General features: G+C 62.6%; 12 protein-coding genes. 8 read left to right on the forward strand and 4 right to left on the reverse strand.

Annotated elements, in window-relative coordinates; all coding sequences use genetic code 11:
• Positions 1-14 precede the first annotated feature (14 nt).
• The 3 genes from HNQ60_RS07245 (at position 15) to HNQ60_RS07255 (ending at position 3259) form a co-directional block, all read left to right on the forward strand.
• Complete coding sequence (locus HNQ60_RS07245; protein WP_184330374.1) at positions 15-1010, forward strand: HD domain-containing protein; 996 nt, start codon at positions 15-17, stop codon at positions 1008-1010.
• Between the two features lie 86 nt (positions 1011-1096).
• Entirely contained in the window at positions 1097-2350 is a 1254-nt protein-coding gene (locus HNQ60_RS07250; RefSeq protein ID WP_184330375.1) for an MgtC/SapB family protein, read from the forward strand.
• Between the two features lie 75 nt (positions 2351-2425).
• A complete protein-coding gene (locus HNQ60_RS07255) occupies positions 2426-3259 on the forward strand; it encodes an SDR family NAD(P)-dependent oxidoreductase (RefSeq protein WP_184330376.1) in 834 nt (277 codons plus the stop codon).
• 24 nt (positions 3260-3283) lie between these two features.
• Here HNQ60_RS07255 and HNQ60_RS07260 read toward each other — a convergent pair whose 3' ends face one another.
• Positions 3284-3961, reverse strand: a complete 678-nt coding sequence (locus HNQ60_RS07260; RefSeq protein ID WP_184330377.1) for a M15 family metallopeptidase — start codon at positions 3959-3961, stop codon at positions 3284-3286.
• A gap of 326 nt (positions 3962-4287) precedes the next feature.
• On the opposite strand from HNQ60_RS07260, the gene HNQ60_RS07265 reads away from it, so the two are divergent.
• The gene (locus HNQ60_RS07265; RefSeq protein WP_184330378.1) at positions 4288-6759 is read left to right on the forward strand and encodes a putative bifunctional diguanylate cyclase/phosphodiesterase; all 2472 of its coding nucleotides are present in this window, start codon (positions 4288-4290) and stop codon (positions 6757-6759) included.
• Between the two features lie 136 nt (positions 6760-6895).
• Complete coding sequence (locus tag HNQ60_RS07270; protein WP_184330379.1) at positions 6896-8812, forward strand: ATP-binding cassette domain-containing protein; 1917 nt, start codon at positions 6896-6898, stop codon at positions 8810-8812.
• A gap of 112 nt (positions 8813-8924) precedes the next feature.
• Here HNQ60_RS07270 and HNQ60_RS07275 read toward each other — a convergent pair whose 3' ends face one another.
• Positions 8925-9320, reverse strand: a complete 396-nt coding sequence (locus tag HNQ60_RS07275; protein ID WP_184330380.1) for a VOC family protein — start codon at positions 9318-9320, stop codon at positions 8925-8927.
• Positions 9321-9482: 162 nt separating this feature from the next.
• Here HNQ60_RS07275 and HNQ60_RS07280 point away from each other — a divergent pair, with 162 nt between their 5' ends.
• Positions 9483-11123, forward strand: a complete 1641-nt coding sequence (locus HNQ60_RS07280; RefSeq protein WP_184330381.1) for an MFS transporter — start codon at positions 9483-9485, stop codon at positions 11121-11123.
• Between the two features lie 145 nt (positions 11124-11268).
• On the opposite strand, the gene HNQ60_RS07285 is transcribed toward HNQ60_RS07280, so the two are convergent.
• Complete coding sequence (locus tag HNQ60_RS07285; RefSeq protein ID WP_184330382.1) at positions 11269-11871, reverse strand: TetR/AcrR family transcriptional regulator; 603 nt, start codon at positions 11869-11871, stop codon at positions 11269-11271.
• A gap of 232 nt (positions 11872-12103) precedes the next feature.
• Here HNQ60_RS07285 and HNQ60_RS07290 point away from each other — a divergent pair, with 232 nt between their 5' ends.
• Together HNQ60_RS07290 and HNQ60_RS07295 are read left to right on the forward strand one after the other, a co-directional pair.
• Complete coding sequence (locus HNQ60_RS07290) at positions 12104-12472, forward strand: energy transducer TonB (RefSeq protein WP_184330383.1); 369 nt, start codon at positions 12104-12106, stop codon at positions 12470-12472.
• A 103-nt stretch (positions 12473-12575) separates the two neighbouring features.
• A complete protein-coding gene (locus tag HNQ60_RS07295; protein WP_184330384.1) occupies positions 12576-12821 on the forward strand; it encodes a hypothetical protein in 246 nt (81 codons plus the stop codon).
• A 96-nt stretch (positions 12822-12917) separates the two neighbouring features.
• On the opposite strand, the gene HNQ60_RS07300 is transcribed toward HNQ60_RS07295, so the two are convergent.
• Positions 12918-14177 (reverse strand): CaiB/BaiF CoA transferase family protein, encoded by a 1260-nt coding sequence (locus HNQ60_RS07300; protein ID WP_184330385.1) that lies wholly within the window; start codon positions 14175-14177, stop codon positions 12918-12920.
• Positions 14178-14265: the final 88 nt, after the last annotated feature.

The raw sequence follows: 14265 nt of genomic DNA on the forward strand, positions 1-14265 counted from the left end.
CGGCCAACACGAGCATGCAGTACCGTCGCAGCGATTTCGATGTCACGAACACCGTGCAGGTGAGCTCGGCGGAAGCCGTGCGCCGCGCGGTCAGTGATCTTTATCGCCAGCAATGGCCGCACTATCCGTTCGACCGGATCGAGACCGCCTTTCGCGATTTCGAGCGGCTGTTCAACGGCCAGTTTCCTGGCTACTACGGCTGCGACACGGTCTATCACGATCTGCAACATTCGCTCGATGGCACGCTGGCGGTTGCACGTCTCGTCGTCGGTTACGATCGCAGCCACATCGCGGAAGAGCGGCTCGGTCCGGAACGCGCCATCCTCGCGGTCGTCATCGCCCTGTTCCATGACGCCGGCTACATCCGCCAGACCGACGATCAGACTCATCGCAACGGCGCCGAATTCACGCTGAGCCACGTCAGCCGCAGCGCCCAGTTCATCGGCCGCTACCTGCCGACGATCGGCATGGCGCAGTGGGTGCCGGTGGCAACGAAGGTCGTGCATTTCACCGGCTACGAAGTGCAGTTCGACCAGATCCGCCTCGACGACAACCGCGACCGCATCGTCGGTCACATCGTCGGTACGGGCGACCTCATCGCGCAGATGTCGGATCGCTGCTATCTCGAGAAGTGTCGCGACCGCCTCTATCCCGAATTCGTGCTCGGCGGCATCGCCATGCCGAGCGACCAGGCCGGCAATACTTCGGTGAAGTACCGCTCGGGGCTCGACGTGCTGCGCCAGACACCGGAGTTCGTCGAAGACGTGCGCCGCACGCGGCTCGATGGCGAGTTCGCGAGCCTCTACCAGCATCTCGAAGTGCTGTTCAACGGCCGCAATCCTTACATGGAAGCGATCCAGGCCAACCTGGACTACCTGAGCGAAGTGCTCCGCACCGGCAGCTGGCCGATGCTGCGCCGTGATCCGCCCTGCTTCACCTGGGAAAAAAATCCGGTCCAGAACATTCGTTCGCTGGTCCTGGGACACATCAAGCAGATGTGGAAGGGCTGAAGCGCGATCCGCCGGGATCGCCCTCGCTCAAGTTCACCCGCGTCCCCACGCTGGCCGACCGGGCCTCGGCCGGTTAGCCTTCCTTCATGCCTCTCATCGATCAGACGTTCATCCGCCTCGCGGTCGCCCTCGGCATCGGTCTGCTGATCGGCATCGAGCGCGAGCGCAAGAACGCTACCGAGGAAACCCGCGCGGCAGCGGGCGTACGAACGTTCACGCTCACATCGCTGGCGGGCGCCGTAAGCCTGCTGGTCGGCGGCGAAGCGACGTTCATCGCCTTCGGTGTCCTGGTCGGATTGCTCATTGCCGTCGGATATCGCCGCACTCGCGAACACGATCCCGGGATGACCAGTGAAATCGCGCAGGTCGCCGTCTTCCTGCTCGGCGGTATGTCGATGCGTGAACCACAGATCGCCGCCGCGCTCGCGGTGACGATCGCGATCCTTCTGGCCTCGCGCACAAAGCTGCATCACTTGATTCACAACACGCTCACCGATCAGGAGATCCGTGACGGACTGCTGCTGGCGGCGGCCGCCCTGATTGTGCTGCCCCTGACGCCCGAAGAAGCGGTCGACCCCTGGGGAGTGATCAAGCCGCGCCAGTTGTGGGCTCTCGCCGTGACAGTCATGGCAATCAACGGAGTCGGCTACGTAGCCGTTCGGGTACTCGGCCCGAAGCTGGGCCTCGCGCTGGCCGGCCTGTTCTCCGGGTTCGTCTCCAGCACCGCGACGATCGGCGCGATGGGAGCTCGCGCGAAAGAACAACCGCAGCTGCGACGAGGCGCGATTGCCGGAGCCGCCGCATCTTCCGTGGCAACGATCATCCAGCTCGCGATCGTCATCGGGCTGGTGAGCCTGCCGCTGCTGCGGCATCTTGCTCTGCCGCTGATCGCGGGCGGACTGATGGCGATTCTCTATGCGGCGCTGTTCACGTGGCGAAGCGCGAAGGACTCGGGCGAGCCGCACGGTCCGGCCGGCAGGCCCTTCAATCCCAAGACGGCGCTGATCTTCGTCGCGGTGATCGGTGCGGCTCTCGTTGCATCCGCCGTTCTCACGGAATGGCTCGGCCAGCGTGGACTCCTGCTGGCGAGTGCGCTTGCCGGACTCGGCGATGCCCACGCGTCCGCCATCTCCGCCGCGTCGCTGGCAGCCAATGAGCAAGTGGGGCTCGAGATGGCTGCCATTGCAGTTCTCGTCGGCGTGACGACGAACGCCGCGAGCAAGACCGTCGTCGCCTTCTCGCTGGGCGACAAGCGATATGGATTCGAGCTTGCGCCAGGGATCGTGCTCACCGTGGGTGCGGCCTGGGCTGCGTTGTTCGCTCAACGCTTTCTCGCCTGATTCCCGACTATCGCAGCAACGGCAACAGCCGCTACTCTTCGCGCCCCGGCATTTCGAAGACAACTACAAGCCATCATGACGTCGCAGTTTCCCCGCCTGGCCAGCCGCTTTCCCCGCAAACGCGCCTTCATCACGGGCGCCGGCAGCGGCCTCGGCCTCGCCATGGCCGAAGCGCTGGCCAAAGACGGCTGGTCGCTCGGTCTCTTCGACTTCAATCTTTCGCGACTCGCGACGGTCGAGGAGCAGCTCTCCTCCGCGGGCGTTTCGGTCGTCGCTTACCCGGGAGACGTCACGCACGCCGATGAACTGACTGTAGCCGTGAACACTTTCGCGACGGGGCGCGACGGGCTCGATCTGATGATCAACAACGCGGGCGTCGCATGCGCGGGCACACTGATGGAAACGACGCTCGACAACTGGCAGTGGATCATCAGCATCAACATGATGGGTGTCGTCCACGGTTGTCGCGCGGCGATTCCCCACCTGCAGCGCAATGGCAGCGGCCTGCTCATCAACGTCGCGAGTGCCGCGGCGTTCGCGTCGGCGCCGGGCATGGTCTCGTACAACGCGACCAAGGCCGCGGTGCTCTCGATCAGCGAATCTCTGTGCAATGAGCTGCGCCCGTCCGGAACCCAGGTGTCCGTCGTGATGCCCACTTACTTCAAGAGCGGATTGCTCGATTCGTTCCGCGGCAGCGCCGAGGCACGTTCTCTCGCCGAGCAGGTGATGGATCAGTCGGGCTACACATCCGTCGATGTGGCGCGTGATGTACTCACGCTGGCTGGCGCGGGCGAGACTTACATAGTGTTGCCTGCATCCGCCCGTGCCCTGTGGCGATTCAAGCGCTGGATGCCGCGCACGTTCCTCAAGAGCATCATCGCGATGCGGGAACGCATGCGCAGGCAGTGACCCCGCCCCGCACGCGGTTTTACATCATCTCGGTCCGTCGATTGCCAGCATGAATCTTGTATAGATTTCCGGCAGTCGCGCCAGGACATGCGGCTTGCCGGCGATGGCGCTCGACTCGATCACCTGCCGCAGCATCGACAGGCTGAACGATTCGAGAGCGGACACCGATACCGGGGCATAGCTCAGATGCCAGGGCTCCGGGCTGACGCTGCCGCGATCGGTGCGGTAGGGCCGGAAGAAACCGAACCTGAGCATGTTTGCATCCAGCCATCCCGTCAGCCGGCTGAAGATGCCACCCGTGCTGTATTCATCCGGCACGAGCTGAACGGAATATCCCTCCGGCACCGCCGCGGCATCGATCACGTCCATGTCGCTGCCCCAGTGATGCCGGCTTCCGCCCGGAATTGCGGACCACCAGAGAATCGCGTCCACCACATCGATATCGGCCAGCGTGCTGCGATCGATGGGCTGGCTGTTGCGGTCGTTCATCGGCCGCTCGCCATTCCACTTGCGGTTCCAGATGGTCAGCTGCGTTTCGAAATCCCGGAAGCTCGACCGGGCCGCCAGGTCGATGCCGTCATAAGCCGCCGCGTCGCGCATCGCAAGAAACGACGCTGCGACTTCGTAGTGCAGTATGCAGCGCGGGTGATTCAGTTCGACGACATGCGTACGCGCTCGTCCCGTCAGTTCGAGCTCATTCATTCCGATCTGTCCTTCTCAGCGTCTTCTAGAAAAATGGATGGGCGCGAGTATGTCAAAAAATCCGACAACCGTACTTTAGTTCAGTCATGGCCTGATTCGGCCCTTGCGGCGCACTGCGTGCCAAGAAAGCCCGCTATGATGTATGCGGTTTCAGCCGGCACGGCGGCTGCTACGCAAATCAGCAGTTTTCAGGGTCAAATACGAATTCATCCAGGTCTCGCGGCCATCAATACTAGCGCCGTCGAAGCCTGGCCACTTCGATGTATTGATGACAGGACGTTTGATGTGTCGCGATGACGCTCGGAAGCAGTAGTTGAGAGCAGCAGTTGAGAACGCACGGCCTCAGGATCAGATTACTCAGCATCGCCATCGCGGCGGGTCTGTGCATTACAGCCGTCCTGCTGTCGCTCGAGTATCTTGAGTATCGCAAGGCGGTCGCATCCACTGGCGTCAACGGCGAACGCTCACTGCTCGCGGCCGAGCGGCTGCGACTCGACAAGGAAGCGCACGACATCCTCGCTGCGAATGCCGCGCAACTCGAAGACGCCGTGCGACGCGGCAACGTCGCGAGAATCACGGAAATCGGCGACACGATCCTTGCCGTTCCGATCGTCACTTCGATCGCGGTGCTTCATGCCGATGGCGGCCGCCAGTACGCAAGCGAGAAGCACGACGCCTGGGTTGCAGGCCTCGCGCCCGAGGAGAAGCTCAGCGCAGAACGCGCCCTGAGTTCCGCCCCGAGTGCCCCGAGTGCTGCGCAAGGTTCTACACCGCAGGCAATCGCACGCATCGAAGTCGGACGCCAGGGCCTGCTCGAATCCGCGGCGGGTCTGCGCACACAGCTCGAAGATGTCGAGCGAACGGAATTTGGTCGCTGGGTGTGGATCATCGCGGCCGCGGGCCTCGTGATCACTGCCGTTCTCACGCTGGTTGCATGGCTGCTTGCCAGGAGACTCGAGCGGCCGATCATCGAACTCATCCGCTCGGCTGAGCGCATCGGCGAAGGCGACTACACGCGACCGCATGCGATCACGAGCAACGACGAGATGGCGGATCTCGAAATGGCGCTCGATCGCATGCGCCAGAACCTTCGCCAGACAACGATCACCAAGGACTATCTCAACAGCGTTCTCAACAGCATGAACGATGCGGTGCTCGTCACCTCGCCCGCGGGCGTGGTCACGCGCGCCAACGACGCCGCCGTCCGACTCTTCGGTTACAAAGAAGAAGAGATGCGCGGCAAGCCGTTCATCACGCTGATCGCGGAGACGGAGCGCGAGAACTTCTCTCTCGAAAGCTCCGCCGTTGAAACACGCGAGACCGTGATCGCGACCCGCAGCGGCCAGACGATTCCGGTTTCCCTGTCAGGCGCTCCGATTGCCGCCGACGATCCGCAGTTCGCTGGCACGATCTTCGTCGTTCGCAACATCACCGAGCGCAAGCGCGCAGAACGCCGTATCCGCTATCTCGCCCGCTACGACGCGCTGACCAAAGTCCCGAATCGCATGCAGTTCCAGCACATGCTGCAGCAGGCGATTGCGCGTGCACGCAAGGCCGATCGCGGCATCGTTCTGCTGTATCTCGACATGGACCGCTTCAAGGAGATCAACGACACGTTCGGTCACGCGGCGGGCGACCGCACGCTCGAAGTGCTCACTGAACGTCTGACGCGCATCCTGCCGCGCGAAGCGGTCGTCGGCCGGCTCGCGGGTGATGAGTTCGGCCTCTTCATCGAAGGTTTCAGCGAAGCCGAACACGAGCGCACCCAGGCGGCGAACCTCGCCCGCATGGTCCTCGCCGAAGTCGGCAAGGCCTACTACGTCGATGAGCAGGAAGTCTTCCTCACGGCGAGCGTCGGCATCGCTCTGTGTCCGAAGGACGCGGAGAACGTGATCGACCTGATCCGCAACGCCGATGCCGCGATGTATCACTCGAAGCAGAACGGCGGCAACAGCTTCGCGTTCTACTCGCCGGAGATGAATGCGGCGGCGGTCGAACGCCTGATGCTGCGAAGCAAGCTGCGCCGCGCCCTCGAACGCGATGAGCTGGTGATGTTCTATCAGCCGAAGGTCGATCTGCAGGATGGTCGCATCATCGGCGCCGAAGCCCTGCTGCGCTGGCGCCTGCCGGGCCACGGCGACATTCCGCCTTCCCAGTTCATTCCGCTCGCGGAGGAAACGAACCTCATCCTGGGCATCGGCGAGTGGGTACTCAATCGCGTGTGCGCGGACTATCGCCGGTGGACGGAGCGCGTACCGAATCCGGGCCGGGTTTCGATCAACCTGTCGCTGAAGCAGCTGCGCCAGGCAAGCTTCATCACTCGCTGCCGCGCCGTCTTCCGTCGCCACGAAGTGTCGCCGACCTGCTTCGAGCTCGAGATCACGGAAACGACGTTGATGGCCGATCCGAAGCGCACCATAAAGCTCCTCAACGAGCTCTATGCGATGGGACTGCATCTGTCGATCGATGACTTCGGCACCGGCTATTCCTCGCTCAGCGCGCTCCAGCAGTTCCCGATCAACACGCTCAAGATTGACCAGTCCTTCGTTCGCGATGCCGCCGTCAACCCCGACGACGCAACCATCGTTCGCACGATCATCGACATGGGCAAGGCCCTGGAAGTCGAAGTCGTTGCGGAAGGTGTCGAGAACGAAGAGCAGTTCAACCTCCTCCGGGCGCGCGGCTGCCACTACGCGCAAGGTCGTCTGTTCGGCGATGCGATGAGTTCCGACGAGTTCCTCGGGCTCCTGCAGGCACAGGCCAGCGGACGTTCGAAAGTCAGCAAGCTGTTCGCATAAGCAGCCTTCTGGCCCCCGGCCAGATTCGACGTCCCACTTCGGCGAATTCAGGCCTCAGGCGGTAGCCACCCGCCCAGCGGCCGGCTTATCCTCCGTCCCCTTTTTCTGGCCCGGTGTCAGTCGCCAGCCTCGCGTCATGCTTACTTTCAGTTCCCTTTCACTCCGCCGCGGTACCCGCCTCCTGATCAAGGACGCCTCGTTCACGATCTACCGTGGCGAGAAAGTGGGCATCGTCGGCAAGAATGGGACAGGCAAGTCGAGCCTGCTTGCCCTGATGCTGGGTGAGCTTCAGCCCGATGCGGGGAGCTTCGACCGTCCGTCCCAGCTCATCCTTGCCCACGTCGCCCAGGAACTCGACGCGACCGATCAGACCGCGATCGATTTCGTGATGGACGGCGATGCAGAACTGCGGACGACCGAGGAAGCAATCGCGCGAGCCGAGCAAACCAACGACGGCAACAAGCTCGGCGAACTGCATGCGCGATACGCGGCGATCGGCGGATACGACGCGCGCAGTCGTGCCGGCAAGCTTCTGCACGGCCTGGGCTTTGGACCCGAGGACGAGAACCGGGCGATCCGGGAGTTCTCCGGCGGCTGGCGTGTTCGCCTGAACGTTGCGCAGGCGCTGATGTGCCGTTCGGATCTGCTGCTGCTCGACGAACCCACCAACCACCTCGATCTCGATGCGGTCATCTGGCTCGAGGAATGGTTGCGCACTTATCCGGGCACGCTGCTCATGATCGCGCACGATCGCGAGTTCCTCGATCGAAGCGTGAACCGCATCGTGCACCTCGAGCAGGGCGCGGCGCGCATCTACACGGGCAACTATTCGAAGTTCGAAGAACAGCGCGCGGAGCAGCTCGCGCAACAGCAATCGATGTACGAGCGGCAGCAGCGCGAGATCAAGCACATGATGAGCTTCGTCGAACGCTTCAAAGCGAAGGCGAGCAAGGCCCGTCAGGCGCAGAGCCGCATCAAGGCGCTCGAGCGAATGGAGCGGATTGCACCCGCGCATGTCGATTCGGAGTTCGAGTTCTCGTTCCTGCCGCCCGACAAGCTGCCGCAACCGCTGCTGACGCTCGACGATCAGTCGGCAGGTTACGCCGATCGGATTGTTCTGAGCTCGATCGGCATGACGATAGCGCCCGGCAGCCGAATCGCGCTGCTGGGCCGCAACGGCGCTGGCAAATCCACGATGATGAAGCTGCTTGCCGGGGAACTGGCCTCCACGTCGGGCAAGCGAACTGAGGCACGCGACTTGCGCATCGGCTATTTCGCACAGCATCAGCTCGAGCAACTGTCGGTCGACGAATCGCCGCTTGCACATCTCAAGCGCCTTGGCGGCTCTGCCGCGGCTCGCGCCACCGAGCAGGAGTTGCGCAGCTTCCTCGGCAAGTTCGGATTCAGCGGCGATCGTGTATTCGAGCCCGTTGGTCCGTTCTCAGGCGGTGAGAAGGCCCGGCTGGTGCTCGCCTTGGTGAGCTACATCCGCCCCAATCTGTTGCTGCTGGATGAGCCGACGAACCATCTCGATCTCGAAATGCGCCAGGCGCTCGCGATCGCTCTGCAGGATTTCGACGCGGCTGTCGTGCTCGTCTCGCACGACCGGCATCTGCTGCGTGCAGTTGCCGACGAGCTCATCCTCGTCGACCAGGGAAAGGCTCGTGTCTTCGACGGCGACCTGGATGACTACGCGCGCTGGTTCACGACCCGCGAGCAACAGGAAGAGCAGGAGATCGAAGCAAAGAGCGGAGCGAACAGCGCGGAGCAGAAGAAACAGCGCAAACGCGAAGAAGCGGAGCAACGCAACCGACTCAGCGGTTTCAGGAGCCAGATCGCGAGGCTCGAGAAGGAGATGGCGAAACACCAGGGCGAGCTTGCGGAGCTCGAGTCTGCGCTCGCCTCACCCGAGATCTACCAGGAACAGAACAAGTCGCGCCTGCTGCAGCTGCTCGATTCACAGCGAACGCTGAAGCAGAAGCTGGAGACCGCCGAAACGGCTTGGCTCGAGGAGTCGGAGAAGCTCGAGAAGGCGGCGGCGGAGTTTTCCTAGTCGTCACTCCCGCGCAGGCGGGAGTCCATCTGAAGTCCGGATGGATTCCCGCTTGCGCGGGAATGACGACGAAGCTCACGCGCACGCGGAAGTGACGGCAGAAGGCCCCAGCTCAACGGCCGTCTTGTTCGACTGCCGGCGTCGCCTCGAACCACAGCTCGATCTGATAGCCATCCGGATCGCTGACGTACGCAAACGGACACCCCGGCGCGAATTCGCCGCGACGTATCAGTTTCCCGCCAGCTCGCACGACCTCGTTCACAGCCGCATCAATATCGTCCGGGCGCACCAGCCTGAATCCGAAGTGATCGATGCCGGCACGTTCCCCCGCGCGCAGCGGATCGAGCTCGAAAGCGATGACATCGTGCGCGCCCGGGCCGAGCACCTGCACTGAATCTGCATCGCGGTAGTACTCGCGAACGCCGAAAGCCTGCGAATAGAAGGCCAGCGAGCGGTCCAGATCGCCGACGGCCAGGCTCAGGTGCGTCAGGCCCAATGTCTTGATCACGACCCCCTCCTGCATCATGTGTTTGTGGAGATCCGTCAGCGTTGCCCCTGCAACGAGGACTTTGTGCTCTACTCGGCTCGAGTTTACGCGCCGCGCCTCGGGGGAGGTACGCACGATCGTGCGGCGGCCATCCGCCAAGAAGACAGACGACGAACTGTTCCGATGACCCAACAGAAAACCGGCATCGATCGCGCGCATCGCAAGGTCATTCTCGCCTCCTCGCTCGGCACGATGTTCGAGTGGTACGACTTCTACCTCTACGGCTCGCTCGCCGTCATCATCAGCAAGCAGTTCTTCACGGGCGTCAACGAGACCACGGCGTTCATTTTCGCGCTGCTCGCATTCGCTGCGGGCTTTGCCGTCCGCCCCTTCGGCGCGATCGTCTTCGGTCGACTCGGCGATCTCGCGGGACGCAAGCACACATTCCTCATCACCATCGTGATCATGGGCGTGGCGACGGCGCTCGTCGGCGTTCTGCCAACGTACTCTCAGATCGGCGTAGCGGCGCCGGTCATCCTCATCACGCTGCGCCTCGCTCAGGGCCTCGCGGTCGGCGGCGAGTACGGTGGAGCGGCGACATACATCGCGGAGCATGCGCCACCGGATCAACGCGGCTACTACACGAGCTGGATTCAGATTACGGCGGCGGCGGGAATGGTGCTGTCGTTGCTCGTCATTCTCGGCTGCCGCTGGATCATCGGCGATGAGTTCGAGACCTGGGGCTGGCGCGTGCCCTTCCTGCTTTCGATCATCCTGCTGTGCATCTCCGTATACATCCGGATGCAGCTGGAAGAATCGCCGGTGTTCCAGGAGATGCGTGCGGAAGGAAAGCTGTCGCGCTCGCCGCTCAGGGAGTCCGTTGCGCGCTGGAGCAACCTGAAGCTCGTGATCCTGTCGCTGTTCGGCGCGATGGCAGGACAGGCGGTCATCGGCTACGTGTCGCTCGTTTACATGAATTTGTTCCTCACCCAGACATTGAAAGTCGATGCATCGACTTCGAATCTGCTGGTCGCCGCGGGGCTAGGCGTCGCGGCACCGTTCTACATTCTCAGCGGCAAGATCTCCGACCGCATCGGCCGCAAGCCGCTCGTCGTGATCGGATGCGTGCTGGCGGCGCTGACGCTTTTCCCCATCTTCAAGGGACTCACGCACTATGCGAACCCGGCGATCGCCCAGGCACAGAACGACCATCCGGTAGTCGTCGTCGCCGATCCGGCTCGCTGCAGCTTCCAGTTCGATCCCGTCGGCGGTGCGAAATTCACGAGCGACTGCGACATCGCCAAGAGTGCGTTGGCCAGCATGCGCGTGCCCTACTCGAACCAGCCGATCGCGCAGGGAGAAGCGACGCACGTAAAGGTGGGCACAGCGATCATCGAATCGTTCGACGGCACGACGCTCGCGCCTGATGAGTTCAAGGCGCAGAGCATCCGATTCCGACACCAACTGACCGCAGCACTCGACGAAGCAGGCTATCCGTCGCATGCGGATCCCGCGCACATCAACTACGTGATGGTGTTCCTCCTGCTGTTCGTGATTTCGATCTACGGCGTCATGACCTACGGACCGATCGCCGCCTGGCTCGTCGAACTGTTCCCCGCGCAGATTCGCTACACATCGATGTCGCTGCCTTATCACATCGGCAACGGCTGGTTCGGCGGCTTCCTGCCCAGCATCGCGTTCGCGGTCATCGCCTACACCGGAGATATCTATTCGGGACTCTGGTATCCGGTGGTGATGTGCGTGGTGACGGCGGTGGTGGGGACGTTCTTGTTGAGGGATACGAAGGGGAGAGAGGCGAACTAGCGGTGAGCGATGAGCGATGAGCGATGAGCGATGAGCCAGAGTCAGAAACAAAAAGGCCTGCAAATGCAGGCCTCTTCGTTTGGCTCACAGCTCGTAGCTCGTAGCTCGTAGCTCGTAGCTCGTAGCTCACCGCTCGCAACCTCTTCTATCTCTTCTGCGCCTCTATCAACGCATCTCCCGCCGACAGCAGATACTTCTGCGGCCCGTCCGGCCCGAGGCATTGCGCCGCGGAGAACGCGCCATCGATCAGCAGCACCAGCTGATCGGTGAGCTCTTCGCGATCGCGAATATCTTCCATGCGATCCACGAGTCCGCGCACTCGACGGCGCAGCTCGACGGTCACGCCCGTCGCAATCTTGCGGGCCGGATGCTCGGGGTCCGGAAACTCCGCGGTGACGTTCATGAACGGGCAGCCACGATATTTGGGGCTGCTCACGAAACGCGCGATGCCAGCAAGTTCGGCGCGCAATTGCTCCCGCGGTGCCGGATCGCTGCGCTCGATCGTGCGGTCCCAGCCATGCCAGCGATCCTGCGCTTCCTGTTCCAGGACTGCGGCGATGAGCGCGTCCTTCGAGGGGAACCAGCGATAGAGGCTGGTCTTCGCGACGCCCGACTGCGCGACGACCGTATCGACGCCCACCGCTCGCGCGCCTTCTCGATAAAACAGCTCACGGGCGGTGTTCAGAAGCCGGTCCCGGACGCTTTCCGGAGTCCCCTCTTCACCTGGTTTGGCAGCCGCTCTTGGCATTGTTCACCTCGCATTTCCTACAGAGTGCTTGACACGCTACAGACCTGTACGTACTCTGACAACAGACAGGTCTGTAGCGTTCCTCAATTTAGCTTCTGAACCCGGCCAATTCAAGGCTAAGTCATTGTCGCAGCGCAACAGTCCGTCGAACCGTCGCGGGGCTCACGTGCAGTCTAGACCCCCGTACTGGGTCCCCGCGACGGATCCTTTTGATTCACCCGAGGGACTGACCATGACTTCCGCAAGCACTTGGGCCCGCGTGGGCACGCTGGCCACCATTTCCGCCTCCCTGCTGCTCCCCGCCTTCGCCAACGCCGAAGCCGTCTGCAAGCCTCACGTCGTCGAAAGCCAGACGAAGTTTCCGGTCCGCGCCCAGCTTCGCGGTCAGGAAGGCGTCGTCTACATCAACGTAAGAGTCGATGAGAACGGCCGGGCCGCCAGCACTGAACTCCATCAATCGAGCGGCTACCGCCTGCTGGATCGCGCTGCGAAACAGAGCGTCCAGGAAAACTGGGTCTTCGACGTCTCCGATTGCGTACGCAAGGACCTGCCCGCCAATCACCTGGTCGCGGTGGACTACCGTAACCAGGAATACCGATAAGTTACCCCCGGGTGACGACGCGACGTTTGATCGCGCTCGTCACCCGCGCTTTCCAAAGGACTAGGATAGCGACGCCAATCTCTGGCACTCACGGAGAAGCGTCATGAGCCTGCGTAGAACGATTGTCGCCGCGCTGCTGATCGCCACCAGTTCAGTGGCCATCGCAGGGCACTGCCCGATGGACATGAAACAGATCGACGATGCGCTCGCCGCCCACCCCGCGCTGAGCGCGGAGCAGCTCGCCGAAGTGAAGAAGTACCGCGCCGAAGGCGAGGCGCTTCACAAGGCCGGCAAGCATCAGGAATCGGTGGACACCCTGGCGAAAGCGAAGGCGATTCTGAAAATCTGAGACCGTGCCGTCATCCCCGCGAAAGCGGGCATCCATTCTCCGCGCGAAGATGGATCCCCGCTTGCGCGGGGATGACGCGGAGCGGCGATCGTCGTCTCACTGAATCACACCTTTCGCCCGCAGCGACGCCATCTCCTCATCCGATACATCCAGCCGCTCCCTCAGTACCGACTGCGTGTGTTGTCCCAGCGTCGGCGGAGCTGAGTGATACCGCGGCGGCGTGACCGACATCTTGATCGGGCTCGCGACCTGCGGCACCGAGCCCGACAGCGGATGCGGCAGATCGATGCGCATGTTGCGGCTTCGAACCTGCGGATGATCGAAAACCTGCGCGAGGTTGTTGATCGGACCTACCGGCACGCCCAGCGGCTCCAGCAGCGAAACCCATTCGTTCACGGTCCGCTGCAACAGTACTTTTTCGAGCAGGGGCACCAGCACTTCTCGATTGCGCACGCGATCGGCGTTCTTGCGGAAGCGATCGTCCTGCGCAAACGCGCATCCGGCGACCTCGCAGAACTTGGCGAACTGGCTGTCGTTGCCCACCGCGAGCACCAATTCGCCATCGGCTGCCTTGAATACCTGATATGGAACGATGTTCGCGTGCGCATTGCCCTGACGACGCGGCACCTTCCCCGCGATCAGATAGTTCATGTTCATGTTCGCGATGGTCGACACCTGCACGTCGAGCAGAGCCATGTCGATGTACTGCCCTTCACCTGTCTGCTCGCGATGAGCCAATGCGGCGAGCACCGCGATCGTGGAATACAGGCCGGTGGTGATGTCCGCGACCGCGACACCGACCTTCTGGGGACCGCCGCCCGGCAGATCATCACGCTCGCCCGTGATGCTCATCAGTCCGCCGATGCCCTGGATGATGAAATCGTAGCCAGCGACCTGGCGCATCGGGCCGGTCTGGCCGAATCCCGTGATCGAGCAGTAGATGAGCCCGGGATTGATCGCTTTCAGGTCTTCATAGGAAAGGCCGTACCGGGCGAGATCGCCGGCCTTGTAGTTCTCGAGGAGCACGTCGGACTGCGCCGCGAGCTGACGCAACAGCGCCTGCCCCTCGGGGCGTGAGATATCGAGCGCAACCGATTTCTTGCCGCGATTGGCCGCGAGGAAATAGGCCGCTTCGTGCGTATCCGCACCCGCTGAATCTTTCAGATAAGGAGGCCCCCAGCCGCGCGTATCGTCGCCGCTGCCGGGGCGCTCGATCTTGATGACATCCGCACCGAGGTCCGCAAAGATCTGGCCGGCCCAGGGCCCGGCCAGCACGCGGCTCATGTCCAGAACGCGAATATGTGAAAGCGCGCCACGGCGCGTGGCGGGGACGGGGGTCGTATTTTCCGAAGTCATACGCCGCAGTGTAATAAGCGCACGGAACGAATTCACGGCCGGATGTTCTGAAAGTCTCGGCAGCAAAGAAGGCCAGAAAAAAGGAGAG

The organism is Povalibacter uvarum, assembly GCF_014202975.1.
Lineage (GTDB): Bacteria > Pseudomonadota > Gammaproteobacteria > Steroidobacterales > Steroidobacteraceae > Steroidobacter > Steroidobacter uvarum.